Source organism: Paenibacillus sp. FSL R5-0623, from assembly GCF_037974265.1.
Taxonomy (GTDB): Bacteria; Bacillota; Bacilli; order Paenibacillales; family Paenibacillaceae; genus Paenibacillus.
In genome coordinates, this window is record NZ_CP150233.1 from 2,354,369 (window position 1) to 2,379,786 (window position 25,418).

Consider the following 25,418-nt stretch of genomic DNA (forward strand, 5'->3'; position numbering starts at 1 on the left):
AATGATACATCGACAGGAACGGATCGCCGTATATCCTGGAAGTTTTGATCCCGTAACGATGGGGCATCTGGATATTATCGCCAGAGCGTCAAAGCAATTTGATCGCGTCATTGTGGCTGTATTGAACAATATGAGCAAAAATCCGCTGTTTACGGTGGAGGAACGCAAGGAATTGATTACGGAAGTAACCCGCCATTTACCAAATGTGGAGGTGGACAGTTTCCGCGATCTGACAGCCAATTACGTCCGGCAAAAGGAAGCTCAGGTCATCGTTCGTGGTATACGCTCGGTAACTGATTTTGAATACGAGTTGCAATTGGCATCAACCAACAGCAAGTTGAACCCGGATGCGGAAACGATATTTATGATGACAAATCCGAAGTATTCCTATTTAAGTTCCAGCATCGTCAAAGAAATCGCTCATTATCATGGAGATGTTACAGATCTTGTCTCACCTGAAGTGGAGACTGCGCTCCGTCAGAAAATCAGCGAGAAAACCGGCGGTTAAACCAGAAGGTAAGACCGGATAGGCTAATCATGACTGCAAGAAGTAACGCAAGACCCATGCATGCAACAGGGAAGACACTCCAAATGGTGTTGATCGTGTATGTGTTACCTGGACTATGTATGAATAGCCAACCGAATGGTGCCGAGAGGTCCTGCTCTGCATTCGTCTGTAATGTGGCCCAGACTTCTGTGCTATAACGGCTGAACGGCATCCATAGGAACAGACTGATGAAAAAGGCGATTAATCCATGAGTCAGACGAACTCCAGCAAAGTACAACATAGATTTGCTGCTTGGACCAGTCGTTTTCAGGACAGCAGAGACTTGCAGATGGGAGCATAAACCACCCCATCCCAGAACGGCTGCAAGTAGAGACATGAGCAGCATGGGTGTAAGTGAAGTCTGGCTCAAATGATAGGTGCCCAGATGAAGCTCAAAGAAGGCTGGCCACAGCGCAGCAGAGGACCCGGGCGTCAGATAAAGGGAGACCAACCGGATAAACACGGCAAAACCGATCATGTATCCTCCAGTCATCATCAAGGTCTGCACAGCTTGGGATACGGTGTCACCTAACAGTTTGCCAAATCCCCTTCCATCACGACGATGAGCTTCCCTGGCTGCAATCATCATATCAGACCATATACTGCGTCGTTTGTTCGTAGCGTGGTGGGGGGCAGATGAGCGACTTGTGGAACTTGCAGGATTTGCAGGCTGAGAATTAAGAGAGTTGTTATCTGCTTGCACGGCTGTTGAGCCAACCCTGTCTTTCTGGTTACCCGGTGCTGGCAGGAGACGCGTGGCAAGAATGGCAGCAATCCAGCCGCTGATCCAGTGAACCACGAGTAGAAAATATCCGACCGCTGGCTGGTGGAGAAAAGCAGCACCAACGACCAAAATGATCATCATTGGATTGGCAAAATGAGATGCCGCCGCAAGGACAACCGCCTGCTTGGCGGTAATTTGTCTATCCTGAAATAAACGGGATACCGCATCCGCTCCTGCGGGAAATCCGCCGCACATGCCTACGGCAATCGCCAGACCTGCGTTGCCTGGAAGTCTGAACCAGCGTTGCATTAACGGTCCGAGCAAGGCGCCGATCGCGTGGGTGAAGCCAAACGCAGTGAGCATTTGGGATAACATGAGGAACGGGAGCATGGCAGGGAAGATGATTTTCCACCATATATCCAGACCTTGAATAGAGGCATCAAACGCTTCTTTGGGGGACATAACTACCGCAATGACCAACATTAAAGCCCCGGTACTTAGGATTATCGTTCGTAACGGGCCAGAATCTCTAACCTCGCTCTGTAATGTCATCGTTTCACCTCATATCAGATAACGCCAATTCGGCATCTGAATCGTTATGGACGGCCGAATGACGCCCGAAGGGCGGTTCGGCCTTGACCGGACAGGCTATTGTATACAGCGGCCTATCCGGCCTGTACCATTGTATGCACAAGGACCAGAGTGTTAGACTTGAAAAAAATGATTAAACAAGATGGAATTACGATTGCTGATTAGTGTAGAGTTCAGCTTATATAGAGATACAAAGAACGGAGGCTCATGCGATGAATCGGATTCGGAAATCTGGCGGATTCAGAGCTTCGATCTTTGTGATCGTGGTGGCTCTGGTCGTCTATGTTGCCGTGTACATGCCAACGCCGTATATCATATATATGCCTGGCAGTGCAGATGAAGTAAAACCAATGGTTACCGTTAAGGGTGGAGACCAGAAAGAACGTGGTGTGTTCATGATGACAACCGTGTCGGCAACATATGCCAATGTGTTTTTGCTTGGAACCTCTCTGTTCAATAAAAATGCTCAAGTGGATAAAAAGGAAGACCGACTGCGCGGCAAAAGCGAAGCGGAATACTCTGCCGAACAGGTGTGGTTCATGAGTGACTCACAGTCCTCTGCAATGGAGGCTGCATATGAGCAGGCTGGTGTGACCTACTCTATTGTACCTGAACATATCTTTGTATTTGGACTGTCCGAAGACCCAAAACCGGAAGGGGATATTGCTCCGGGCGATATTATTCTGGGAGTGAACGGAACAGCTACGCCGGATAATACGGTGCTTTCTGCCCAGTTAAAAGATAAAAAGGTCGGAGATACGGTCGAAATGCAACTGGAACGTGGTGGGGAGACCATTAGCCGGGACGTGAAACTGATTCAGGTAAAAGACAGTAAAACGGGTGAAGCCCGCCCGGGACTCGGCGTTATGATTGGTGCGGTTCAGAAGGTGAAAGCTGAAGACCCGAACAAACAGATCTCTTTCACAGATACTCAGGTTGGTGGTCCGTCTGCCGGCTTGATGTTTACGTTGGAGATCTATAACCAGTTAACACCTGGAGATCTGACCAAGGGTCATCGAATTGCGGGTACAGGCACCATTACCAAGGACGGTGTGGTGGGTGCCATTGGTGGTGTAGTGCACAAGATTGTAGCCGCTGACCGAAAAGAAGCCGAGATTTTCTTCGTGCCGAAGGATAACTATAAGGAAGCAGTAGCCAAGGCTGAACAGATTGGCACCAAAATGAAACTTGTACCTGTGAGCACGGTGGAAGATGCGCTGGCTTATTTGAAAACCTTGTCCGTGAAATCATAGGTTATCATCGGGCGGGAAGAGATCGAGCCAACGTTGAACCGAATGGATAAATAACGGATGAATTCGAATAATTGATTACAGTGGAATGAAGTGTGATCAAGAGATTTGAGAAGATCAATAGAAGTTAATAAGGAAATCCCCTTGTCGCGAGGTGCCTGAGTGGCGCGCAGCAAGGGGATTTTTTAAAATTGAATAGTTGAGTGTCGAATAGTGGATATCAATGATCTGTTTGATAATGGAATAAAAAGCTCCATAGAGATGAAGCCTTATGGTCACAAGCGGATTACAGTCTCACAGGCGACTCATAGTAGTCACTGAACATCTTCCGTGTGTCCCTTTGCTCGCAAGCGAGCCCATACGCAACCTGAGCTTGTATATCCAGTTCAAGTTGATTGTGTGTGAACGTCGACGGTTTCAGCACAACAGGCAGTGACGCGGTCTTCTTCATTTGTTTAAGCAGGCTCTGCCCTTGAGCATTAAATCCGAGGACTCGGAGATATCCGGGTCCGGCAGCCAATTGCTCTGGTGAACACTCGGCTTTGGTGTGATTCAGGAGCAAGTGGGCGAGCATACGCTGGAGTTTGGTGCGTGTGTATCGTTTGGTCTTCATTGCATTCAGGAGTGTTTCGACTGAAGGCTCCGGGAGCTGAGCGAGTGCACGGCTCAGCCTGTGTTCCAGGCCTTCCGTGACTTCGGCGATGCGTTCCAGCTCGGAGGCACGGCGGGTGGCCGCGAGGTGCAACAGCGGCTGTGCAAAGCGCTCCCAGTGTATGGGGGCGCGCCCTTCCTGCCATTCGCGATGCAGAATGGCAAGGGTTGCCGCCGGCACGTATGGCGCGGCGGCGTTGGGTCCGTCCGCCATCAGCAGGCGGCGGACGGCTGTGGCACTGGCGATCGCCCCCGGCCCGGGCGTCGCCTCATGATACGCGGCACCGGTACGCGCCGCCGTAAAGGGCTGGATCGCGCTGCCAAGTCGTTGCAGCGCGATCAGGTAGTGCAGCCCAAGCGAATTGTTGGGCTGCTCCAGCAGTGCAGCGGCGTCGTGAGCATCGACGCCGCCGGGCGCCAGCGCCGCCGCCGCGCCTGCGTACGCGGCGGGGTAGCTGGCGCCTTCCCGCAGGCGGCGCGCGATGTCCTCGCGCATCCCTGCGGGCTCCACAGCCAGCACGCGCGCAATGCGCTGCAGGCTGTCCAGGTCGCCGGACTCGCTGCCAAAGCAGAGCGAGTCCACAATGCCGGTGCGGTGCAGCAGCGATACCGCACCGAAGGCAAACCACTCTGCCGGTTGGACCGCGTACGCAACCGGCAGTTCAAGCACCAGATCGGCGCCTGCGTGCAGCGCCATCTCGGTGCGCGCCCTTTTACCCACGATGGCGGGTTCGCCACGCTGGAGAAAAGGGCCGCTCATGACCGCAACAACGGCGTCTGCGCCGCTTAGCCGCCGAGCTTCCTGCAAATGATAAACATGCCCGTTGTGCAAGGGGTTATATTCAACAATGACGCCTACGGCTTTCATGATTAGACGCACTCCTTTCGATCGGATAACCGAGTATGTATAACATCCATTCCATCATAGGGGATGTCATGTATTAGATCAAATCATGTAACAATCAAGACAAGAAAAAGGCACAAATCCAACATCAACGGATGTCAGACTATGTGCCTGCAAATCTATTGTATAGTACACATTTTGATATTCGGAGAACGACCTCTTCACCTTGATAAATCATCATGATAGGATACGTACCCATACAATTATACATTTAGGAAGTTAGGCTAATCACATTTCACAATTTCAGAACGTTTAGACACTTTCCGGTGCGGGAGAAAGACTTGCTTTGGGCCCGAAAAATTCATAATGAATGTTGTCCGCTGCAACACCAAGCGCCTGAAGCTCCGAATACACTGCCCGCATGAACGAAACGGGTCCGCACAGATAATAAGTGGAATCCAGTTCATCGATCACTTGACGAAGCCAGGCCGCATCGATATAACCTTCCTTATGAAAATGACTGTTCGTACGATCAGAACCATCAGGTTGAGTATAACAATAATAAGCTTTAACGCCCTGATTACGTTCGGCCAGACTGTTCACATGATCACGGAAGGCGTGAGATTGACCATTCGGACTTGCATGTAAAAATGTAATTGCACGGTTTTCGTTCAAGTTAACCAGCGTATTTAACATGCTGATCATGGGCGTTAGACCGACACCACCACTCAGGAGAACAACAGGTCGTTGATTGTCTGCATTCAGCGTGAAGTCGCCAGCAGGAGCGGATATCTCCACCTGACTGCCTTCTTCAATGTGATCGTGTAGATACGTCGAGATAACTCCGTCAGGGCGCTCTAACACACCTCGTTCACGCTTAACGGAAATGCGATAGTGGGGTTTACCCGGGGCATCTGAAAGGCTATACTGACGAATCTGGGTAAATGACTGTGCCTCTGGCTGAATTTTGATGCTGATGTATTGTCCTGGTATAAAACTGGCAATGGACTGACCATCGGCTGGAACGAGATAAAAGGACGTGATGACTTCGCTTTCCTGCACTTTCTTGGCAACTTTGAATGTCCGGAATCCTTCCCAGCCACCTGTCTGGTTTTCCGCTTCTGTGTACATATCCTGTTCGATCCCGATAAAGGCGCCTGCAATGACATTATAGGCTTCGCCCCACGCCGTGATAATTTCATCCGTTGCCGCATCTCCAAGCACATCTTTGATGGCTTGAAGCAGATAGGTGCCGACAATCGCATATTGCTCGGGAACGATACCCAGGCTGCGATGTTTATGCGCAACTTGCCGGACGGCAGGCAGGATGGAGGACAGATTATCGATATGAAGGGCGGCGGTGTACACCATATTGGCGAGGGCGGCTTGCTGCCGGCCCTGTTTCTGATTTGCATGATTGAAAATATTCAGTAGTTCCGGATGAGCTGTGAACATCGTTTCGTAGAAGTGGCGTGTGATCGCTTCGCCGTGGACTTCAAGTACGGGGACTGTAGATTTAATGACTCTGATTGTGTGCTCACTTAACATATAGTTTCCCTCCCGATATGATATGAAATAGTTGAATAATAAATCGGTCATGGAGCTGATCGTGCCTCGGTTTATAGCAAGTATAGATAGGGAACAGGTAGGTCTGTGTGATATAGATCACACTAAACGTTAACGAAATGTGACCGATGTTTGCAAGGAACCACAACTAAAATGACGACTTGTAGTTTATCTTGAAGTGAGTCTATAATAGACCAGATGGAGTAAATGGCTGTGTGGTCAGTGTTTTTAAAAAGGGTGTAAAGTTAAAAGTGTTGACAAACGTCTTGAAAAATCGGTATAATGATTTTTGTTTGTTAAGTCAATTTCATAATACTTTTAACGATGAAGCGTCAGAATACATACAGTCAGGATTTACTGCTTTACAAAAGAAGGCTTGACCTGTATAACTGTCGTGATACGTTTGATACGAATTATGAAATTGGTTTCGTTTGGAGTGATGGAAATGTTAATGCCATTTCGCAAAGTGGCTACCAGTGATGGCCCGCTGAAGTTTAACGAACAGTGGGATATCAAGGAACTGGTTTCTAACCGACAAGATATCACAGCCGTTACCCCGCTGACTGCGGATTTATCTGCAGAATTCAGAGAAGGTGACGTTGTGGATGTTCATGGCAAGCTGACCATAGGAGTGGACATGTTGTGCTCCCGTTGTCTCAAGCCGATCAATGAACATTTTCATATTGATTTTCATGAGCAATTCAAGCAGGGAAAACAGCCAGAGGGATTACACGAAGACGATGATACGCTCTATGTGGATGGAGATAGCGTTGATCTGAAGGGTTATGCCGAGGAAGCTTTTCTGCTGGATCTTCCGTTTATACCGCTATGCAGCGATACATGCAAAGGGTTATGCCCCAAGTGTGGCCATGAGCTGAACGAAGGTGACTGCGGTTGTGATAACCAGGTTATCGATCCGCGGCTTGCAGGGCTCAAGGATTTTTTTAAATGAGCATGATTGAAAATCGAACATTGTAACAACGCGGTATTTTGCATAAATCAAAAGAGCGACTTTCAATCAGCAAAATATGGATCGAAATGGTTTAGTTCGTCCATATTTTGTTCCCGTAAGCGTATAGATCGAATTATGCAAAATACTACTACCTGCAAAGGTTGATTTTGATAAGGAGGTGGGAATAATGGCAGTACCTCAACGGAGAACGTCCAAGACGCGTCGCGACAAACGTCGCACTCACTTTAAATTGGCTGTACCGGGCATGGTGAAATGTGAACAATGTGGCGAACTTAAACTTAGTCACCACGTGTGCAAAGTGTGCGGAACGTACAAAGCAAGAGAGATCATCTCTCAATAATAGTTGGACATTAAGTAGCACTTCATTTCGATGAGGTGCTACTTTTTTTGGATTAGAGAGTGGCTATAGAGCGAGTAGGCAGGCATGAAATCCGTGCTTCACAGGGGTGTATTGTTTTTGTTAGGCCAGTCTTTCTTTTTGACACGGGATGAGATATACTATAGTTTAGTACCAGGTTCTAAGATTTGACGTTACATATAGATGAACCATAATCCGATTGAGAACGACCCTGGTGACCAGGGATGCAACTATAGAAGCAACACGAAAGAATGGTTGAACTGGCCGGACGGGACGGTTCCGTAAACGATACAGCGGGGGGTGTCAGGCATCGAACGTGTACCGAAGAGACAGAGGCAACAGCAGTTAACCAAAATGATAGAAGAGAACCCGTTTGTGACGGATCAGGAACTTACACGCCAATTGAAGGTGAGTATTCAGACGATTCGTCTTGACAGGCTGGAACTTGGAATACCTGAACTTCGGGAGCGGATGAAACTGATGGCAGAGCTCTCGTATGATCAGGTACGCTCGTTGCCCTTGCATGAGATTATCGGTGATATTGTGGATCTACAACTGGATAAAAGCGGGATTTCCCTGTTTGAGATTAAGGAAGAACACGTATTTTCCAGAACAGGGATTGCACGTGGGCACTATGTTTTTGCACAGGCTAACTCCTTGGCTGTAGCCATTATTAATGACGAGATCGCGTTGACTGCATCAGCAGACATTCGCTTTGTTCGTTCGGTTCATTTGGGAGAGAAATGCATTGCAAAGGCTTATGTGAGATCGATTCCGGGTCAAAAGGGCAAAGCCAAAGTGGAAGTTTTCACTTATGTAGGTGAAGAAATGGTGTTTCAAGGCAACTTTGTAATCTACCATTCAGGTGGAGAAGACAGCGGAGAAGGAGGTCATTTGGAATGAAAATCGTCATTGATGCCATGGGAGGCGACAATGCACCTGCATCAACGGTAGAAGGTGCGATTGCCGCAGCCACGGAATGGGCGGATACACAGATCGTCCTGATCGGCGATGAAGCCAAGCTGGAACCTCTTTTGAGTCAGTCAGGGGTGAGACCTGCCAATCTTACGGTCCGGCATGCTTCCGAAGTTATTGGTTCGGATGATGAACCCGTCAAAGCAGTGCGCCGCAAGAAGGATGCCTCCATGGTGGTCGCAGGCCGCATGCTGAAAGAGGGCGAAGCAGACGCGATGATCTCGGCGGGCAATACTGGAGCGTTGATGACAGCGGGTTTGCTTGTTGTAGGTCGCATGGAAGGCATTGAACGTCCGGCGCTTGCGCCCATGATTCCAACGATTGATGATGTAGGTGTACTTGCGCTGGATCTGGGAGCGAATATGGATGCCAAACCGGAGCACCTTGCACAATATGGCCTGATGGGCAGTTTGTATCGTCAAAAAGTACAGGGCATTGAGTCCCCACGAGTGGGCTTGCTTAATGTAGGAACAGAGCCAGGCAAGGGAAATGAGTTAACCAAACATGCATACCCTTTACTGGAACAACTCCCAATTCGTTTTGTCGGTAATGTTGAGGCACGTGATGTGCTGACTGGTGCTTGTGATGTGCTTGTATGTGACGGTTTTGCAGGGAATATCCTGCTGAAATCGCTAGAGGGCACAGCAGGTGCCATTTTCGCCTTGCTTAAGGAACAATTTTCATCTTCTCTCAAAAGTAAACTGGCTGCAGCTGTACTAATGCCTGAGCTGCGTGGGTTGAAACGAAAGCTGGATTATACGGAGCATGGCGGAGCGCCACTCCTCGGTTTGAGCAGACTGGTTGTGAAAAGTCATGGATCTGCTGATGGCAATGCCATCAAAAATGCTGTGCGCCAAGCTCGGATTGCAGTGCAGAATCAGCTGGTAGAGAGCATATCTAAGGAAATTAGCGGGAAGTGAGTGACGATATGAATAATTTGCGCCCAGTAGGGATTATTGGTACAGGGAAATATGTGCCTGAGAAAATTTTGACAAATAGCGATCTGGAGAAAATGGTCGATACCAATGACGAGTGGATCGTCAGTCGTACAGGAATCAAAGAGCGTCACATCGCTGCACCCGATCAGGCAACTTCTGACCTGGCATATGAAGCGGCTATTAAAGCCCTTGAATCTGCAGGCATGACAGGCAGTGATCTTGATCTGATTATTGTTGCAACCATTACTCCGGATTCTTCGTTCCCATCGACAGCCTGCATCTTGCAGGACAAATTGGGTGCAAAAGGTGCCGCGGCATTTGATCTGTCGGCTGCTTGTTCCGGATTTGTATACGGTTTGGCTAGTGCTACGAGCTTCATCCAAAGCGGTATGTACAACAATGCACTTGTAATTGGTGCGGACTGCTTGTCTCGTATTACGGATTATACAGACCGTAACACTTGTGTCCTCTTTGGTGATGGAGCAGGCGCGGTAGTTGTTGGTGAAGTTCCGGAAGGTCGCGGATTCAAAGCATTCGATCTCGGTGCCGAAGGTGCTGGCGGTAGTCTTCTTCAGATGGAAGGCGGCGGTTCCCGTCTGCCTGCTACTGCAGAGACTGTTGAAAATAAAAAACATTACATCAACATGAACGGTCGTGAAGTGTTTAAGTTTGCGGTACGTGTCATGGGGACGGCTACCATTGAGGTATTACGCAAGGCTGGTATGGAGCGTACGGATGTGGATCTGTTTGTTCCTCACCAAGCGAATATTCGGATTATCCAATCTGCGATGCAACGCCTTGAACTTCCTGAAGAAAAGGTTGTAGTCAACGTGGATAAGTATGCAAACACATCGGCTGCTTCCATCCCGCTTGCTCTGGTAGAAGCTGCGGAGGAAGGTCGCATGAAAGCCGGAGATACCGTTCTGATGGTTGGATTCGGTGGCGGTTTGACATGGGGTGCATCGGTACTCGTTTGGTAAAATAGACATCTGGGAGATGAATGAGATGGGTAAAATAGCATTTGTATTTCCCGGACAGGGATCACAGGCTGTAGGCATGGCCAAGGACGCGTATGAGTCCGTGCCTGCGGCAACCGAGATTTTTCGCACAGCAGATGAAACATTGGGTTTCTCGCTGAGCAACCTTGTATTTGAAGGACCGGAGACCGAGTTGAAACAGACATCAAATACACAACCGGCTCTGTTGACAGCAAGTATTGCCTTGCTTGAAGCTTTCAAAGAAAAAGGAATTCAGCCTGACTATACGGCTGGACACAGTCTGGGAGAATACAGTGCACTGGTGGCAGCGGGCGTTCTTTCGTTTGCTGACGCAGTGAGCACTGTACGGGCACGTGGTCAGTATATGGAACAGGCAGTACCGGGTGGACAAGGAGCGATGGCTGCTGTGTTGGGTGCGGATCGGGAAGCGCTGGGGGTGCTTTGCCGTGACGTATCTGAAAGTGGTCATGCGGTTGAACTTGCCAACATTAATTGTCCGGGACAAATCGTCATTTCTGGTGTGAAGGAAGGCGTAGCTGCTGTCGCGGAACGAGTGAAAGAAGCAGGCGGTAAACGCGCCATTGCATTGGAAGTAAGCGGTCCGTTCCACTCTTCATTGATGAAGGGTGCAGCTGAGAAGCTGGCAGAGAAACTGAAATCCGTTACGTTCTCACCGGCAGCGGTCCCTGTAGTCGCTAATGTGACTGCAAGACCTGCAGAGGATGGACAGATTCAGGATTTGTTGACAGCTCAGGTCTATTCTCCTGTATTATGGGAAGACAGTGTGACATGGCTTATTGAGCAAGGCGTAGATACGTTCATCGAGATTGGATCTGGCAGTGTATTGACCGGTTTGATTAAAAAAACAGATAAAACCGTAAAACTGTACAATGTGAACAGTCTTGAAACGCTCGAAGCAACGGCAAGTGAATTAGAAGGAGTTATATGAGTTAAACTAAACTTTTTACACGAGAACGGAGAGGACAGAAAAAAACTGAAGAAGCGGAGCGTTCGCCTAAAAGCTTTCTGAAAGAAAGCTACATCGGAAGCATACGCTATCACCGGATTTTCCCTTTAGAAAAGGGAATCAAAAAATCTGGGGATAACAGCGATCGGAAGTTTATTCTGTCATCGGAGTGGCAAGTGTAAACATTCTTTGGTTGAACTGATATAGATTTGGGGAAAGGAGGAATGATTATGTCTAAACCATTAGAAGGTAAAAATGCACTCGTTACCGGGGCATCCCGGGGCATTGGGCGCAGTATTGCACTGGCACTTGCTGAAGCTGGGGCGAACGTAGCCGTGAATTATGCGGGTAGTCAAGCGGCAGCTGAGGAAGTGGCGGAAGCAATTCGTGCCAAAGGAGTCAAAGCGATTACACTTCAAGCCAATGTTGGCCTGATGGATGAAGCTGAACAAATGGTCAAAGCTACACTCGAAGCATGGGGAAACGTTGATATACTGGTGAACAATGCCGGTATCACCCGTGATAATCTGATCATGCGTATGAAAGAGGAAGAATTCGATCAGGTTATTGAAACCAATCTCAAAGGTGTGTTTAACTGCCTTAAGGCGGTTACACGTCCAATGATGAAACAACGGTCGGGAAGAATTATCAATATCTCCTCGGTTGTAGGTGTGCTGGGTAATGCTGGACAAGCAAACTATGTTGCTGCCAAAGCAGGAGTCATTGGACTGACTAAGGCATCTGCTCGTGAACTGGCTTCTCGTGGAATCACAGTTAACTGTGTTGCACCAGGTTTCATTGAGACAGATATGACAAAAGAGTTGTCCCAGGAGCTGGTGGACGGTATGCTAAGTGGTATTCCGTTGTCCCGTTTGGGTCAGCCGGATGAAATCGCCGGTGTAGTCACTTTCCTGGCTTCACAGGCTTCATCTTATATGACAGGGCAGACGCTGCATGTCGATGGTGGCATGTACATGTAATTCTTCCCGGACTTGAACAATAGTCGGGGAACAGGCGCTGGACGATCCGAAATGCCGGAAAAAGGCCGGGTTCCCCGGCCGGGAGCCGCATATGTCTTCTATGGCATTTTGCCTGCGATTCTCGTATAATACCAAAGAAGGAGGTGAACCGGATGTCCGATGTATTGGAGCGTGTAAAACGCATCGTCGTCGACCGCTTGGGCGCAGACGAAGCTGAAGTTACACTTGAAGCATCTTTCAAAGAAGATTTGGGTGCTGATTCTTTGGATGTAGTGGAATTGGTCATGGAATTGGAAGATGAATTTGATTTGGAAATCTCTGATGAAGATGCAGAAAAAATCACGACCGTAGGTGAAGTTGTAAACTACATACAATCTCATACCTAAAGTCATTTTTAGTCCCGCACATGTTTTCGAACAGGCGGGACTTCTCATCATTCATTGGTTTTTCTCATTCCGCAAGCAGGCCTGTCTTGGTTGAATAGATGTCTGTTTGCGGATATTCCCACAAAATACTTGCGTAATGCAGTCGATATAGAGGTGACTCGGTTTGAAACAAAGAGTAGTAATTACCGGAATGGGCGTAATGACATCGCTCGGAAAAGATTTGGAAACGTTCTGGGGCAGTTTAATGGCAGGAAAGTCCGGAATTTCTCAGATTGAGGCGTTTGATGTTAGTGAATACACGACACAGATTGCAGCCGAGATCAAGGATTTCAACCCGGAAGAATATATGGATCGCAAGGATGCTCGCAAAATGGACCGTTTTGTACAGTTCGCTGTGGCAGCCGGCTTCAAAGCTGTTGAAGACAGTGGTCTGAAAATTAACGAGAATATTGATGCAGAGCGTTTCGGTGTATCCATCGGATCAGGTATTGGTGGATTGGGTACGTGGGAGGACCAACATAATGCATTGTTGCAAAAAGGTCCAAAACGGGTAAGCCCATTCTTTATTCCCATGATGATCTCCAACATGGCTTCAGGCCAAATGTCCATTTCTCTTGGTGCCAAAGGTCCTAACATTAACGTTGTTACGGCTTGTGCAACAGGTACACACTCCATCGGAGATTCCTTCAAGCTGATTGCGAATGGTGATGCAGATGCCATGATCTGTGGTGGTGCGGAAGCAACAATCAGACCAACGGGTCTTGCAGGGTTCTGTGCGATGCGCGCAATGTCTACACGTAATGATGATCCTGCGAAGTCCAGCCGTCCTTTTGATACAGAACGTGATGGTTTTGTTATGGGCGAAGGCGCTGGTGTTCTGATTCTGGAATCCTTGGAGCATGCTCAAAAACGTGGTGCACGCATTTATGGTGAAGTGATCGGTTACGGTCTGACAGGTGATGCACATCACATGACAGAACCAGATCCGGACGGAGCAGCACGTTGCATGAAGATGGCACTTCGTAATGCGGGTATAGAGCCTGAAGAAGTGGACTACATTAATGCACACGGAACTTCGACGCCTGTAGGCGACAGATCCGAAACGCTTGCGATCAAAAAGGCATTTGGTGATCATGCGTACAAGCTCGCCGTGAGTTCCACTAAATCCATGACGGGCCACATGCTTGGCGCTGCTGGTGGTGTAGAAGCGGTCATCTGCGGATTGTCACTGACACATCAGACACTGGCTCCAACGATTAACCTCGAAAATCAGGACCCGGAATGTGATCTGGATTATGTACCAAATGTTCCACGTCAAACCAAAGTTAATATTGCCATGTCCAATTCATTTGGATTCGGCGGTCACAATGCCACCATTATTCTCAAAAAATTTGAAGCATAAGGGGCTAGTTCGTTTGAGTGAAGATCTGAAGCAGTTACAACATAAACTTCAAATCAAATTTGACAACAGGCAGCTTTTAAAACAAGCGTTTACCCATGCTTCTTATGTAAACGAACACCGGTTCAGTCAGCATCAGGACAACGAGCGTCTGGAGTTTCTGGGCGATGCCGTGCTGGAACTGACTGTATCGGAATACTTGTATCATTTGTATCCTAACCGTCCGGAAGGTGAATTAACTAAGCTGCGGGCATCCATTGTCTGTGAGCCTTCCCTCGTCAAATTTGCTGAAGCGTTGGGTTTTGGGCAGTATGTACTTCTTGGTAAAGGTGAGGAACTAACTGGAGGACGGACACGGCCGGCTCTGCTGGCAGATGTGTTTGAATCTTTCATTGGTGCATTGTATCTGGATCAGGGGCTTGCACCTGTCCGGACATTTCTCGACCAGCATGTCTTCCCATTAATCGTATTGGGCAGCAAGCTGCAAATGAGTGATTATAAAACGGAACTGCAGGAACTTACTCAGCATCACAATATGGGAGCTTTGGAATACCGTATCGTTGAGGAACGGGGACCTGCCCATGAACGTGAGTTTGTCTCGGAGGTCCATATGGGTCAAGAAAGGCTTGGCAGAGGTACAGGACGTTCCAAAAAGGAAGCGGAACAACAGGCTGCATCTGCAGCACTTGATCGACTGAAGCTTCCGGAAGCCGGAGCTTAACCGATAGCGCATAGACAAACGAAGAGCAAAGAGCAGCCCGCGGGTCCGCCCCGGCGGAAGTAATCGGCCGGACTGCTTTTTGCTCTTTTTTTTGTAAAGAGGTTCAGGAGAAGGTTACCTGATCGTTAACTAAATAAGTGAACTTTATTTTAGTTCAATTTATTTAGGCGCTGGAATGCAATACTTGAAATTTGCAAGAGGAGGTGACGAGAAACCCTATGTTTTTAAAACGGATTGAATTGGGTGGATTCAAGTCATTCGCCGACAAAACGGAGATGGAATTCGTTCGTGGCATTACGGCTGTTGTAGGTCCGAACGGAAGTGGCAAGAGTAATATATCGGACGGAATCCGTTGGGTTCTGGGGGAACAGAGTGCCAAGTCGCTGCGTGGTGGCAAGATGGAAGATATCATCTTTGCAGGCAGTGACGCACGGAAGGCCGTTAATTTCAGTGAGGTGTCGCTAACACTTGATAACGAGGATCACGCACTTGCATTGGATTTTGGTGAAGTGACGGTGACTCGTCGTGTACATCGTAGCGGAGATAGTGAATATTTTATTAACAAGCAATCTTGTCGTTTGAAGGATATTACGGAGTTGTTTATGGATACCGGCATCGGTAAGGAAGCCTACTCGATTATTGGACAGGGGCGAATCGAAGAGATTCTGAGTACCCGTTCAGAGGATCGCAGAGGCATCTTTGAAGAAGCTTCAGGTATCGTTAAATATAAATCCCGCAAGCGGGATGCGACGCGCAAACTGGATGAGACAGAGCAGAATTTGCTGCGGATTCATGATCTGGTGACTGAACTGGAAGATCAGATTGGACCGCTAAAGGAACAATCGGAGAAAGCGATCCACTATAAGGAACTTCGTTCACAGCTCAAATCACAGGAAATTTCCATGTATGTGTACCAGATCGAACAGATCCATGCGTCCTGGAGTAAGGCGAATGAGCGACTGCAATCGCTAAAACAGGAAGAGGTTGGACTGGCAGCGATTGTCTCTACGCATGATGCCAAGCTGGAAAATGATCGGAATGCGCTGCGTATCCTGGAAACAGAGACAGAGCAACTGCAAGCCGCTTTATTGCAATTCAGTGAAGCGACAGAGAAAAGTGAAGGGCTTGGGGAATTGCTCAAGGAGCGCTCGCACCATCTGCAAACGAATCAGGAGCAGCTCAAAGTAACGCTTGCCGCCAGTGAAGAGAGACATCGCGAACGGGAAACTGAGCTGCTTGCACTGCGTGAGAAGTTTGGCAAACTTGAGCATGAACTGAATGATGTGAGAAATCAGTTGTCTCAGGAAGAAGCCAAACTCATCGGTGTTACAGGTGGCATTAGTCAACAGCAAGAGGAAAGCCTCAAAGGCAATTTGCTGGAACTGATGAATCAGATGGCTCAGACACGAAATGAAATTCGTTATGTGGATCAGCAGAAAGAAACGCTGGAACGCAGGATGAATCGCGCGGCTGAAGAATCAGGCAAATGGGAAGATCAGAAAGAGACACTGGAAAGTCGCAAAGCGGACATTGAGAAAAAAGTTGTTCGTTTGGGCAAAGAAATCAGTGATCTGCGTGGTGGTTACATTACGGAAAGTGAACGACTTCAGTCGCTGCAGAAGCTTCTCGAAGAAAGTCGAGGCACGGTCCGTAAATGGGAACAGAAGCGTGAAGCTCAAGTCTCCCGCCGCGATACGATGAAAGAGATGCAGGATGATTTTGACGGATTCATGTTGGGTGTCAAGGAGGTCCTGAAGGCTTCACGTAAAGGTACGCTTAATGGTGTTCATGGAGCTGTGGCTGAACTTGTTAAAGTTCCCGAGAAGATCGAACTTGCCGTAGAGACTGCAATGGGAGCATCCTTGCAGCATGTGGTCATGGAAAATGAATCAGTTTCCAGACAGGCAATCGCTTTTCTGAAGCAACGCCAGTTGGGGCGTGCAACGTTCCTGCCTCTGGATGTCATTCGTCCTCGTGCCATTGGAGCGGCTGAACGTTCCATGATCGAAGGTATGGAGGGTTTTGTGGGGATCGGTGCTGATCTTGTACAATTCGAATCCAAGTACGCTTCAATCATTGGCAGTCTGTTAGGTAATGTTATTATTGCCGAAACGCTGGAGGTTGCCAATAAAATTGCGGCTCGCTGCCAGTATCGTTTCCGGGTTGTGACGCTTGAAGGTGACGTGGTCAATGCGGGTGGTTCCATGACAGGTGGTAGCCAGCACAAGAAAAATGTGAGTCTGCTCAGCCGGAAACGGCAGCTGGACCAGCTCGACCAGGATATTTTGGATACGGAAAATCAGATCGTGAAACTGCATCGCAGTGTGGATGATGTAAAAGTTCAATTGGAGCAGTGTCAGGACAAACTGGATGAACTTCGTCAGTCCGGGGACGATACCCGAAATGCAGAACAGCAGGCTTCGATGGAAATGAAACAGGTAGAGCATGAGCTTCGCCATGTGCTTGAACAGGTTGCCGTTGCCGGGCAGGAGAAGAGCGGCTTTACCGAAGAGATCAAAGAGCTGGATACGGCTCGCATCGTCGCTGTGAAGAAGCTGGAGCAGCTTGAAGAGGAAGAAAAAGCGACTCATCGTGCCATTCATGCAGCTGAGTTTGCTCGGAAAGCCAATGAATCCGCGAAGGAAGAATTGCAGAGCCAACTCACCGAATTGAAAGTGCGCGAAGGCAAGCTTGATCAGGAGCGATTCTCCAATGGAGAACAATTGCGACGTCTGGAGCGGGAAGTGGAGTCGCTGGTGAAAGATCTTCGTCAGAATCGCACGTTGCTGGCTTCGATGGAAGCAGATCTCAAGAAAACACAGACCGAGAGTGTCAAGCAGATTGAAGATCTGAACCAGTACAAGCTGAAAAAAGCAGAAGCTTCCCAGGAGCTGGACTTCAAACGTGCTGCCCGAAGTGAGTTGTCGAAAAAGCTTGAGCTTGCCGAGAGCGAAACAAAGGAACAGCGTACGCAGTTAAAAGCTGTGGAAGAGCAGATGCGACAGACGGAAATTTCCGTGAACCGGCTGGATGTTGAGCTGGAAAATATACTGCGAAAGCTGACGGATGAATACGAACTGGGCTATGAACTGGCCAAAGAGCGTTACCCTGTGCCGGAAGATGTAGAGCATACACAGGCAGAGGTACAGAAGCTGAAGCGCAGTATATCCGCCCTGGGTGATGTTAACCTGGGAGCGATTGAGGAGTTCCAGCGAGTCAATGAACGATACGAGTTCCTGAGTGAACAAAAGAATGACCTGGTGGAAGCCAAAACAACGTTGTATCAGGTTATTCGGGAGATGGAAGACGAGATGGCGAAGCGATTCAAAATCACGTTTGATGCCATCCGCCGTGAGTTCGGTACCGTGTTTACCAAGCTGTTTGGCGGGGGACGTGCTGACCTTGTTCTGATGGACCCGGAGCGCTTGCTTGAAACGGGAATAGATATCGTGGCTCAGCCACCAGGCAAGAAACTGCAAAACCTGCAACTGTTATCCGGTGGGGAACGGGCTTTGACGGCGATGGCTTTGTTATTTGCCATTCTGCATGTCAAACCTGTACCATTCTGCGTGCTGGATGAAGTTGAGGCAGCACTGGACGAAGCTAACGTGGTACGTTTTGCCCAGTACTTGCGTGAATTCTCCGAACAGACACAGTTCATCGTTGTTACCCATCGTAAAGGTACGATGGAAGAAGCGGATGTGCTGTACGGTGTTACAATGGAAGAGGGCGGAGTATCCAAGCTTGTTTCGGTTAAACTGGAAGATGAGGAAGCTGTAATTGCCTGATCTGATCCAAACCTGCGAGACACATGAACTCATTGTAATCATTGAAAATCATTCAGATTGAGCATTTTTGCAAAAGCGCTTAGATTATGTACACGATGGAGGGGCTTTATGAGTTTTTTTAAAAAGCTGAGAGACAGCATTGCAAGCAAAACGGAGTCGGTCACCAAACAGTTCAAGGATGGATTGGAAAAGACACGTAAAGGGTTAGTGGAAAAAGTGTCGGATCTCGTAATCCGCCGCAAAAAAATCGATGAAGAGTTTTATGAAGAACTGGAAGAGATTTTGATCGGCGCAGACGTTGGCGTGAATACAGTCATGAATCTGATCGAAGACCTGCGCGTTGAGGTGAAAAAACGCAAAATTGAGGACGCGGCTGAGTTGCAGCCTGTATTGTCCGAGAAACTGACGGATCTTCTTCGCGGTGAACAGAATAACGAATTGAAAATGAATCCGGATGGCATTACCGTCATTTTGTTTGTTGGCGTTAATGGTGTTGGTAAAACAACAACGATTGGCAAGCTGGCACATCGATTTAAACAGCAAGGTAAAAAAGTCATCATGGCAGCTGGAGATACGTTCCGTGCCGGAGCTATTGAACAGCTGGAAGTATGGGGACAACGTGCTGGTGTCGATGTGATCAAACAGCAATCTGGTTCTGATCCGGCAGCAGTTATGTATGATGCGGTGCAGGCAGCGAAACAACGGGGTGCGGATGTTCTCCTCTGTGATACAGCAGGTCGTCTGCAAAACAAATCCAACCTGATGGACGAGCTTAACAAGATCTATCGTGTCATTCAGCGTGAGATTCCGGATGCTCCGCATGAAGTACTGATGGTACTGGATGCAACAACAGGTCAAAATGCTTTGAACCAAGCCAAACTTTTCGGTGAGAAAAGCGGCGTAACTGGCCTTGTACTGACAAAACTGGATGGAACAGCCAAAGGGGGGATCGTTGTTGCGATCCGTCAGGAGCTGGACTTGCCAGTGAAACTCGTTGGACTTGGTGAGAAAATTGATGATCTGCAGCAGTTTGACTCGGAGCAATTTGTGCATGCTTTGTTCGCCGGATTGATCCAGGAACAGCCAGCTGAAAGTGTTGAAGAAGAGGAAGCTAATTCCTAGAACCATTATTAATTAGGATAAATGAATAGCGTTATGCGCAATTGCCAGTGATAGACGTGATAAGTGTCACGTGTAATGTCACTGGCAATACGTGTATAATAGAGGAATAAAGCAGGCATGTTAAAGGGTTAGAAAGGACGGTTGAAAATGGCCAATACGTATACCTATTCTCGCCGTGAAGAAGTCGCCAATGCGGTGACACATGGAATCGGCGCTGCACTCAGTGTAGCTGCACTGGTGATATTGATTGTATTTTCAAGTATGAAAGGCACGGCCTGGCATGTGGTCAGTTTCACGATCTACGGGATCACCATGCTGCTGCTCTATACAAGCTCTACACTCGTGCATGCATGGAAAGATGGAAAAGTGAAAGATTTATTTGAGATTTTCGACCATTCTTCCATATATTTGTTTATTGCCGGATCATATACTCCGCTTTTGTTTATTGCTGTTCGCGGTACACTTGGATGGACCCTGTTCGGTATAATCTGGGGAATCGCATTATTCGGCGTGATCTTTAAGGCATTTTTTACGAAAAGGTTTCTATTCATGTCCACGATTTTCTATATTGCGATGGGCTGGCTCATCGTTATTGCCTGGCAACCGCTTATGGCTGCCATTCCTACAGGCGGCATTGTGCTGCTGGTTGCTGGAGGCCTGATGTATACACTGGGTACGCTCTTTTATGTATGGCGTGGATTTCCGTACCACCATGCGATTTGGCATCTCTTTGTGCTAGCAGGCAGTATTCTTCATTTCTTTATGGTACTGCTGTACCTGACACCACTTCGTTAGAACACCATAAACGGATGCATCTCCACGGACTGAGACGCATTCGTTTTTTCTTCTACATAGAGGTGGATCGCAGAGATACAGATCGAATTTGCTTGTAGTGAAAAAGGGCATAAACCACCCGTTAAACATCGAAATAACATATCATCAGAGCTGTTTTTATTGTGACAAGTATTTTTGCTTGACAACCTGATTTGTTTTAGGTATTATTAGGAACGTTGCAAGAGTGTAAAGTGTTTTTCCTTGACGAAGGGAGTGCCCCGATGTGAGTCAAGAAAATCGGCTTGAGAAGACAAATCGGATTAACTTGCTGTTTGCTTTTTATGAATTGTTACTTACCGAGAAACAGCAGACTTTTCTAAAGTATTACTTTCATGACGATTTCTCACTTGGTGAAATTGCAGCCGAGTTTGAGATCAGCCGCCAGGCGGTATACGAGCATATCAAGCGTGCCGAACAAGTGCTGGAAAATTACGAAAGCAAGCTGGGCTTGCTGGAAAAGCATGAACGGCGTAATCGCAATCTTGAAGATTTGCAAAATGCATTGGAACGCGCAGGCGTCTCCATTGATAACAACAAACAAATACACGATATCGTTACTCAGCTTAGTGAATGAAAATTGGCTGAGCGGAACGTATCGGTCTTGAAAACAGTATTAAAGCTTAAGGAGGTGGGATCATGGCATTTGAAGGATTAACGACCCGATTACAGAATGTGTTCAGCAAGCTGCGCGGCAAAGGCAAGGTGTCTGATGAAGATGTAGCCGAGGCTATGCGCGAGGTACGTCTGGCATTGCTCGAAGCGGATGTAAACTTCAAAGTGGTCAAGGAATTCATCGCCAAGGTGAAAGAGAAGGCTGTTGGCAAAGAAGTGATGGAGAGCTTCACGCCAGGAATGGTCATCATCGACATCGTTAACAAGGAACTAACGGATTTGATGGGTGGAAGCCAAGCGAAACTGGCTAAAGCGAACAAACCGCCTACGGTGCTGATGATGGTTGGTTTGCAGGGTGCTGGTAAAACAACCACATCCGGTAAATTGGCTAAAATGCTGCAAAAGCAAAACAGCAGACCATTGCTTGTTGCAGGAGATATTTATCGTCCGGCAGCGATCAAACAGTTGCAAGTACTTGGTGAGCAGATCAAAGCGCCGGTATTCACACTGGGAGATCAGACAAGCCCTGTTGAGATCGCACGTCAAGGTCTTCAACATGCCAAAGATAACGGTAATGACTATGTTATTATCGATACAGCTGGACGTCTGCATGTTGATGAAGAACTGATGGAAGAACTTCGCCAGATTCACAGCGTAGTGAATCCGGATGAAGTACTGCTTGTCGTAGACAGCATGACAGGTCAGGATGCGGTTAACGTAGCAGAACACTTTAACCAGCAGCTTAGTCTGACAGGGGTTGTCCTGACCAAGCTGGATGGAGATACTCGTGGTGGTGCTGCGCTTTCCGTCAAAGCAGTTACGGGTTGTCCAATCAAGTTTGCTTCCCTTGGAGAGAAACTTGACGCTTTAGAGCCGTTCCACCCGGAACGTATGGCTTCACGGATCCTCGGTATGGGTGATATGTTATCTCTGATTGAGAAAGCACAATTAAACATTGATACCGATAAAGCCAAGGAAATGGAACGGAAGATGCGTAATGCAGAATTCACGTTTGAAGATTTTCTGGAGCAGATGGATCAAGTGAAAAAGCTGGGACCAATCGATCAGATCATGGATATGATCCCCGGCATGGGCAAGATGAAACAAGCCAAGGATCTGAAGGTTGATGATAAACAGATGGGCCGGATCGAAGCGATCGTTTACTCAATGACGACCGAAGAGAAACGTAACCCGGACATGATCAACCATAGCCGCCGGAAGCGTATTGCTACCGGAAGCGGAACATCTCTGGCTGAAGTAAATCGTCTGATCAAGCAATTTGATGAGATGCGCCGCATGATGAAACAGTTCTCGGATATGATGGGACCTAAAGGCGGCGGTAAAAATAAAGCGATGAAGCAGCTTAAAGGTATGGGTAAAGGAATGAAGTTTCCTTTCCGTTGATTTAAGCGAAGCTGGATCATATACAGATTTCATTGAAGGAGGTGAATTTTCAAATGGCAGTTCGTATTCGTCTGAAACGTATGGGTGCTCACAAAGCTCCTTTCTACCGCGTAGTGGTATCGGATTCCCGTTCCCCACGTGACGGTCGTTTTATCGAGGAGATCGGTTACTACAACCCGGTTGAACAACCGGCTGTTGTTAAGATCGATGAAGATAAAGCATTGGCATGGCTTCAAAACGGTGCACAAGCATCTGACACTGTCCGCAACTTGCTTAGCAAAGCGGGCGTGATGAAGAAGTTCCACGAGTCTAAATTATCTAAATAAAGTGCTGATTCGGAGGGTCATCTATGGAAGAATTAGTAAGCATAATTGCTAAGGCTTTAGTCGATCATCCGGAAGATGTGACGGTTCGGACGGTTGAGAAAGACCGGCTTGTCGTTTATGAGTTAACCGTTCATCCTGACGATGTCGGGAAGGTAATTGGTAAACAAGGACGAATCGCGAAATCACTTCGTACGGTCGTCACATCAGCAGCAGTTAAGATGGATAAACGGGTTACCGTTGATATCATATCTTAAAGATATACGAAAGGGGGTTAGGATGCATGTCCTAGCCCCTTTTCGTGCATGCTGAACTTAATAGGTTGGATTAGATATTGAATTAAAATATTTTTGGGTATGAGTGACTTCGGAGCAGTGTAGGGGACGGGATCGATTCTGGAGAAGCGTTAGCGTTCGCCTTTATCACCTCATTTTCACCATTTAAATTAAGTTCGAAAAATGAGGGGGTAACAGCGATCGAAAGAACGAACCGTCGCCGGAACGACCATACGAGAGTCGAAGTAGCAGTTTAGTTTGATTTAATTTCGTAGGAGGAAATATGGCAGAGTTTATGAATGTAGGTAAAATCGTCAATACGCATGGAATTCGCGGTGAGGTGAGAATCATGCCTATAACCGATTTCCCAGAAGTGCGTTTCGCGAAAAATGCAGAGTTGTTTTTCTTTACCCCAGATAATCATCCAGTCATAGTTAACGTGGAATCTGCACGTTTGCATAAGAATATGTATATTCTTCGTCTGAAAGAGTATGGCAATATTAATGAAGTAGAGAAGTTTAAGGGCGGCATGGCCAAAGTGTTAAAAGAGAATCTGGCTGAATTGGAGGAAGGTGAATACTACTTCCATCAAATCGTTGGGTGTTCGGTTATCACCGAAGAGGGTGAAACGCTTGGAACCATCTCTGAAATTTTGACTCCGGGTGCCAATGATGTATGGGTTGTCAAAACACCAGCAGGTAAAGAAGTGCTGATTCCCGTTATTGATGATGTAGTACTTGATGTGGACATCGAACAGCAGCAAGTGAAGATTCACCTGATGGAAGGGCTGCTGTAACATGAAAGTGGATGTATTAACACTATTCCCGGAGATGTTTGACGGTGTATTCGGAGCAAGCATTTTGGGGAAAGCCCAAACGAAGGGGCTGGTGTCCCTCGGTGCAACCAACTTCCGTAATTATGCGACCAATAAACATAATACAGTCGATGATGCTCCATACGGCGGAGGCGGAGGTATGGTGCTGAAACCAGACCCGATCTTTGCTGCTGTAGAAGATGTTCTGGAGCAACGCGGAGAAGCCTCGGCAACGATGAAAGCTCCACGTATCATTCTAATGTGTCCGCAAGGTGAGACGTTTACACAGAAAAAAGCAGAAGAACTTGTGCAGGAAGATCATCTGATTTTTATATGTGGACATTATGAAGGTTACGATGAGCGAATTCGCGAATTTCTCGTGACGGATGAACTATCCATTGGTGATTACGTACTCACGGGTGGGGAGTTACCTGCTATGGTTGCGATCGACAGTATCGTACGTCTTATCCCCGGAGTGCTTGGCAATGAGACAAGTGCTGTGACGGATTCATTCAGTACTGGACTACTCGAATATCCACACTACACACGTCCACCCGAGTTTAGGGGCATGAAAGTACCGGATATGCTGTTGTCGGGACATCATCTGAACATTGAGGCATGGCGCAGAGAACAGTCGTTGCTTCGTACGCTGGAGCGCAGACCGGAGATGTTGGATACGGCCGATTTGACGGATAAAGAACGTATTTGGTTGAAAAAGATACGCTCAGACCTTAAACATAACACAGAGTAAGTATATGTATCGTATAAACACGTAAATATTATTTTCCAAAGTTCGAAAGGGCCTACCTTGATACTAAAGGTTGGCTTTTTTGTGTACATTGAAAAGAATACTGGATTTTCATTAGTATATTTTATAAAATACAAGTATAAATAATGAAACTAAGTTTCATCAAATGAAACAAAAGGCGGTGTATGAATGACTTACAATATTATTGGTCTTGATCATATTCAGCTCGCAGCACCTGAAGCTTGTGAAGCGGAGGCACGTCATTTTTTCAATAAAGTACTGGGCTGGACGGAGATTCCCAAACCTGAAATTCTGAGAAAACGGGGTGGTGTATGGTTCGAGTGTGGCAGACACCAAGTGCATATTGGCGTACAAAAAGATTTTATTCCCGCTACAAAAGCTCATCCGGCATTTCATGTACAACATTTGGATCAGTTGCGTGATCATCTCATTCATAACCAAATTCATATTGTCGATGACGAAGCAAGGGCAGATGAAGGTGTAAGACGTTTCTATATAAATGATCCTTTTGGCAATCGCCTTGAGTTTTTAGAGTGGGTTTAAAATCATTTGTTTAAATCGTTTAATTACGCAGGCACTTTTTTGCAGCTTTGAACTTTTTTGCATGAC

General features: G+C 47.4%; 25 protein-coding genes. 22 read left to right on the forward strand and 3 right to left on the reverse strand.

What is annotated here, in order from left to right; translation table 11 throughout:
* The first annotated feature begins 1 nt into the window (after position 1).
* On the forward strand, positions 2-508 hold the full coding sequence (coaD, locus tag MKY92_RS10785; RefSeq protein ID WP_339301759.1) for a pantetheine-phosphate adenylyltransferase: 507 nt from the start codon (positions 2-4) through the stop codon (positions 506-508).
* Here the strand turns inward: coaD and MKY92_RS10790 are convergent.
* Positions 486-1,823 carry a nucleoside recognition domain-containing protein gene (locus MKY92_RS10790; RefSeq protein ID WP_339300642.1) on the reverse strand — a complete coding sequence of 446 codons (1,338 nt, stop codon included), beginning with the start codon at positions 1,821-1,823 and terminating at the stop codon, positions 486-488. The two genes, coaD and MKY92_RS10790, sit on opposite strands and share 23 nt — an antisense overlap.
* Positions 1,824-2,074: 251 nt before the next feature.
* Here MKY92_RS10790 and MKY92_RS10795 point away from each other — a divergent pair, with 251 nt between their 5' ends.
* Entirely contained in the window at positions 2,075-3,115 is a 1,041-nt protein-coding gene (locus MKY92_RS10795) for a SepM family pheromone-processing serine protease (protein ID WP_339300644.1), read from the forward strand.
* A gap of 283 nt (positions 3,116-3,398) precedes the next feature.
* On the opposite strand, the gene MKY92_RS10800 is transcribed toward MKY92_RS10795, so the two are convergent.
* Both MKY92_RS10800 and hmpA read right to left on the reverse strand, forming a co-directional pair.
* Positions 3,399-4,631, reverse strand: coding sequence for a nucleotidyltransferase (locus tag MKY92_RS10800; RefSeq protein ID WP_339300645.1), 1,233 nt, complete (start codon positions 4,629-4,631; stop codon positions 3,399-3,401).
* Between the two features lie 288 nt (positions 4,632-4,919).
* Entirely contained in the window at positions 4,920-6,155 is a 1,236-nt protein-coding gene (hmpA, locus tag MKY92_RS10805; protein ID WP_339300648.1) for an NO-inducible flavohemoprotein, read from the reverse strand.
* Positions 6,156-6,618: 463 nt separating this feature from the next.
* Between hmpA and MKY92_RS10810 the strand changes: the two genes are divergently transcribed.
* The 20 genes from MKY92_RS10810 to MKY92_RS10905 all read left to right on the forward strand — a co-directional run bounded on the left by MKY92_RS10810 (position 6,619) and on the right by MKY92_RS10905 (position 25,352).
* Entirely contained in the window at positions 6,619-7,125 is a 507-nt protein-coding gene (locus MKY92_RS10810) for a DUF177 domain-containing protein (protein ID WP_221824203.1), read from the forward strand.
* A gap of 187 nt (positions 7,126-7,312) precedes the next feature.
* Positions 7,313-7,486 carry a 50S ribosomal protein L32 gene (gene rpmF, locus MKY92_RS10815; protein WP_017689233.1) on the forward strand — a complete coding sequence of 58 codons (174 nt, stop codon included), beginning with the start codon at positions 7,313-7,315 and terminating at the stop codon, positions 7,484-7,486.
* 372 nt (positions 7,487-7,858) lie between these two features.
* Entirely contained in the window at positions 7,859-8,407 is a 549-nt protein-coding gene (fapR, locus tag MKY92_RS10820) for a transcription factor FapR (RefSeq protein ID WP_047842457.1), read from the forward strand.
* Positions 8,404-9,399: a phosphate acyltransferase PlsX gene (gene plsX, locus MKY92_RS10825; RefSeq protein ID WP_017689231.1), complete on the forward strand. Its 996-nt coding sequence runs from the start codon at positions 8,404-8,406 to the stop codon at positions 9,397-9,399. Before fapR ends, plsX begins: the two co-directional genes overlap by 4 nt.
* A gap of 8 nt (positions 9,400-9,407) precedes the next feature.
* The gene (locus tag MKY92_RS10830) at positions 9,408-10,397 is read left to right on the forward strand and encodes a beta-ketoacyl-ACP synthase III (RefSeq protein ID WP_036610885.1); all 990 of its coding nucleotides are present in this window, start codon (positions 9,408-9,410) and stop codon (positions 10,395-10,397) included.
* Positions 10,398-10,422: 25 nt separating this feature from the next.
* A complete protein-coding gene (fabD, locus tag MKY92_RS10835) occupies positions 10,423-11,364 on the forward strand; it encodes an ACP S-malonyltransferase (protein WP_339300650.1) in 942 nt (313 codons plus the stop codon).
* Positions 11,365-11,612: 248 nt separating this feature from the next.
* Complete coding sequence (fabG, locus tag MKY92_RS10840) at positions 11,613-12,362, forward strand: 3-oxoacyl-[acyl-carrier-protein] reductase (RefSeq protein WP_017689228.1); 750 nt, start codon at positions 11,613-11,615, stop codon at positions 12,360-12,362.
* Positions 12,363-12,514: 152 nt separating this feature from the next.
* Positions 12,515-12,748 carry an acyl carrier protein gene (acpP, locus tag MKY92_RS10845; RefSeq protein WP_024630176.1) on the forward strand — a complete coding sequence of 78 codons (234 nt, stop codon included), beginning with the start codon at positions 12,515-12,517 and terminating at the stop codon, positions 12,746-12,748.
* Between the two features lie 163 nt (positions 12,749-12,911).
* A complete protein-coding gene (fabF, locus tag MKY92_RS10850) occupies positions 12,912-14,150 on the forward strand; it encodes a beta-ketoacyl-ACP synthase II (RefSeq protein ID WP_062833763.1) in 1,239 nt (412 codons plus the stop codon).
* 13 nt (positions 14,151-14,163) lie between these two features.
* Positions 14,164-14,868 carry a ribonuclease III gene (gene rnc / locus MKY92_RS10855; RefSeq protein WP_036670338.1) on the forward strand — a complete coding sequence of 235 codons (705 nt, stop codon included), beginning with the start codon at positions 14,164-14,166 and terminating at the stop codon, positions 14,866-14,868.
* A 218-nt stretch (positions 14,869-15,086) separates the two neighbouring features.
* Positions 15,087-18,656, forward strand: coding sequence for a chromosome segregation protein SMC (gene smc, locus MKY92_RS10860; protein WP_339300651.1), 3,570 nt, complete (start codon positions 15,087-15,089; stop codon positions 18,654-18,656).
* Positions 18,657-18,764: 108 nt separating this feature from the next.
* A complete protein-coding gene (gene ftsY, locus MKY92_RS10865; RefSeq protein ID WP_339300652.1) occupies positions 18,765-19,778 on the forward strand; it encodes a signal recognition particle-docking protein FtsY in 1,014 nt (337 codons plus the stop codon).
* A gap of 147 nt (positions 19,779-19,925) precedes the next feature.
* Positions 19,926-20,573, forward strand: coding sequence for a hemolysin III family protein (locus MKY92_RS10870; protein WP_221824199.1), 648 nt, complete (start codon positions 19,926-19,928; stop codon positions 20,571-20,573).
* A gap of 262 nt (positions 20,574-20,835) precedes the next feature.
* On the forward strand, positions 20,836-21,186 hold the full coding sequence (gene ylxM / locus MKY92_RS10875; RefSeq protein WP_339300654.1) for a YlxM family DNA-binding protein: 351 nt from the start codon (positions 20,836-20,838) through the stop codon (positions 21,184-21,186).
* A gap of 62 nt (positions 21,187-21,248) precedes the next feature.
* The gene (gene ffh, locus MKY92_RS10880) at positions 21,249-22,628 is read left to right on the forward strand and encodes a signal recognition particle protein (protein ID WP_339300656.1); all 1,380 of its coding nucleotides are present in this window, start codon (positions 21,249-21,251) and stop codon (positions 22,626-22,628) included.
* A gap of 53 nt (positions 22,629-22,681) precedes the next feature.
* Positions 22,682-22,954 carry a 30S ribosomal protein S16 gene (rpsP, locus tag MKY92_RS10885; RefSeq protein WP_017689219.1) on the forward strand — a complete coding sequence of 91 codons (273 nt, stop codon included), beginning with the start codon at positions 22,682-22,684 and terminating at the stop codon, positions 22,952-22,954.
* A 23-nt stretch (positions 22,955-22,977) separates the two neighbouring features.
* Complete coding sequence (locus tag MKY92_RS10890) at positions 22,978-23,208, forward strand: KH domain-containing protein (RefSeq protein ID WP_017689218.1); 231 nt, start codon at positions 22,978-22,980, stop codon at positions 23,206-23,208.
* A gap of 301 nt (positions 23,209-23,509) precedes the next feature.
* On the forward strand, positions 23,510-24,022 hold the full coding sequence (gene rimM / locus MKY92_RS10895) for a ribosome maturation factor RimM (RefSeq protein ID WP_047842461.1): 513 nt from the start codon (positions 23,510-23,512) through the stop codon (positions 24,020-24,022).
* Between the two features lies 1 nt (position 24,023).
* Positions 24,024-24,791, forward strand: a complete 768-nt coding sequence (trmD, locus tag MKY92_RS10900) for a tRNA (guanosine(37)-N1)-methyltransferase TrmD (RefSeq protein WP_339300659.1) — start codon at positions 24,024-24,026, stop codon at positions 24,789-24,791.
* Between the two features lie 186 nt (positions 24,792-24,977).
* The gene (locus MKY92_RS10905; RefSeq protein WP_339300661.1) at positions 24,978-25,352 is read left to right on the forward strand and encodes a VOC family protein; all 375 of its coding nucleotides are present in this window, start codon (positions 24,978-24,980) and stop codon (positions 25,350-25,352) included.
* The last annotated feature ends 66 nt before the right edge of the window (positions 25,353-25,418 follow it).

What these genes read in the sequence shown, in the direction of transcription:
- coaD (WP_339301759.1), top strand. Translation starts at nt 2, where the DNA reads ATGATACATCGACAGGAACGGATCGCCGTATATCCTGGAAGTTTTGAT.
- MKY92_RS10790 (WP_339300642.1), bottom strand. Translation starts at nt 1,823, where the DNA reads ATGACATTACAGAGCGAGGTTAGAGATTCTGGCCCGTTACGAACGATA.
- MKY92_RS10795 (WP_339300644.1), top strand. Translation starts at nt 2,075, where the DNA reads ATGAATCGGATTCGGAAATCTGGCGGATTCAGAGCTTCGATCTTTGTG.
- MKY92_RS10800 (WP_339300645.1), bottom strand. Translation starts at nt 4,631, where the DNA reads ATGAAAGCCGTAGGCGTCATTGTTGAATATAACCCCTTGCACAACGGG.
- hmpA (WP_339300648.1), bottom strand. Translation starts at nt 6,155, where the DNA reads ATGTTAAGTGAGCACACAATCAGAGTCATTAAATCTACAGTCCCCGTA.
- MKY92_RS10810 (WP_221824203.1), top strand. Translation starts at nt 6,619, where the DNA reads ATGTTAATGCCATTTCGCAAAGTGGCTACCAGTGATGGCCCGCTGAAG.
- rpmF (WP_017689233.1), top strand. Translation starts at nt 7,313, where the DNA reads ATGGCAGTACCTCAACGGAGAACGTCCAAGACGCGTCGCGACAAACGT.
- fapR (WP_047842457.1), top strand. Translation starts at nt 7,859, where the DNA reads ATGATAGAAGAGAACCCGTTTGTGACGGATCAGGAACTTACACGCCAA.
- plsX (WP_017689231.1), top strand. Translation starts at nt 8,404, where the DNA reads ATGAAAATCGTCATTGATGCCATGGGAGGCGACAATGCACCTGCATCA.
- MKY92_RS10830 (WP_036610885.1), top strand. Translation starts at nt 9,408, where the DNA reads ATGAATAATTTGCGCCCAGTAGGGATTATTGGTACAGGGAAATATGTG.
- fabD (WP_339300650.1), top strand. Translation starts at nt 10,423, where the DNA reads ATGGGTAAAATAGCATTTGTATTTCCCGGACAGGGATCACAGGCTGTA.
- fabG (WP_017689228.1), top strand. Translation starts at nt 11,613, where the DNA reads ATGTCTAAACCATTAGAAGGTAAAAATGCACTCGTTACCGGGGCATCC.
- acpP (WP_024630176.1), top strand. Translation starts at nt 12,515, where the DNA reads ATGTCCGATGTATTGGAGCGTGTAAAACGCATCGTCGTCGACCGCTTG.
- smc (WP_339300651.1), top strand. Translation starts at nt 15,087, where the DNA reads ATGTTTTTAAAACGGATTGAATTGGGTGGATTCAAGTCATTCGCCGAC.
- ftsY (WP_339300652.1), top strand. Translation starts at nt 18,765, where the DNA reads ATGAGTTTTTTTAAAAAGCTGAGAGACAGCATTGCAAGCAAAACGGAG.
- MKY92_RS10870 (WP_221824199.1), top strand. Translation starts at nt 19,926, where the DNA reads ATGGCCAATACGTATACCTATTCTCGCCGTGAAGAAGTCGCCAATGCG.
- ffh (WP_339300656.1), top strand. Translation starts at nt 21,249, where the DNA reads ATGGCATTTGAAGGATTAACGACCCGATTACAGAATGTGTTCAGCAAG.
- rpsP (WP_017689219.1), top strand. Translation starts at nt 22,682, where the DNA reads ATGGCAGTTCGTATTCGTCTGAAACGTATGGGTGCTCACAAAGCTCCT.
- MKY92_RS10890 (WP_017689218.1), top strand. Translation starts at nt 22,978, where the DNA reads ATGGAAGAATTAGTAAGCATAATTGCTAAGGCTTTAGTCGATCATCCG.
- rimM (WP_047842461.1), top strand. Translation starts at nt 23,510, where the DNA reads ATGGCAGAGTTTATGAATGTAGGTAAAATCGTCAATACGCATGGAATT.
- trmD (WP_339300659.1), top strand. Translation starts at nt 24,024, where the DNA reads ATGAAAGTGGATGTATTAACACTATTCCCGGAGATGTTTGACGGTGTA.
- MKY92_RS10905 (WP_339300661.1), top strand. Translation starts at nt 24,978, where the DNA reads ATGACTTACAATATTATTGGTCTTGATCATATTCAGCTCGCAGCACCT.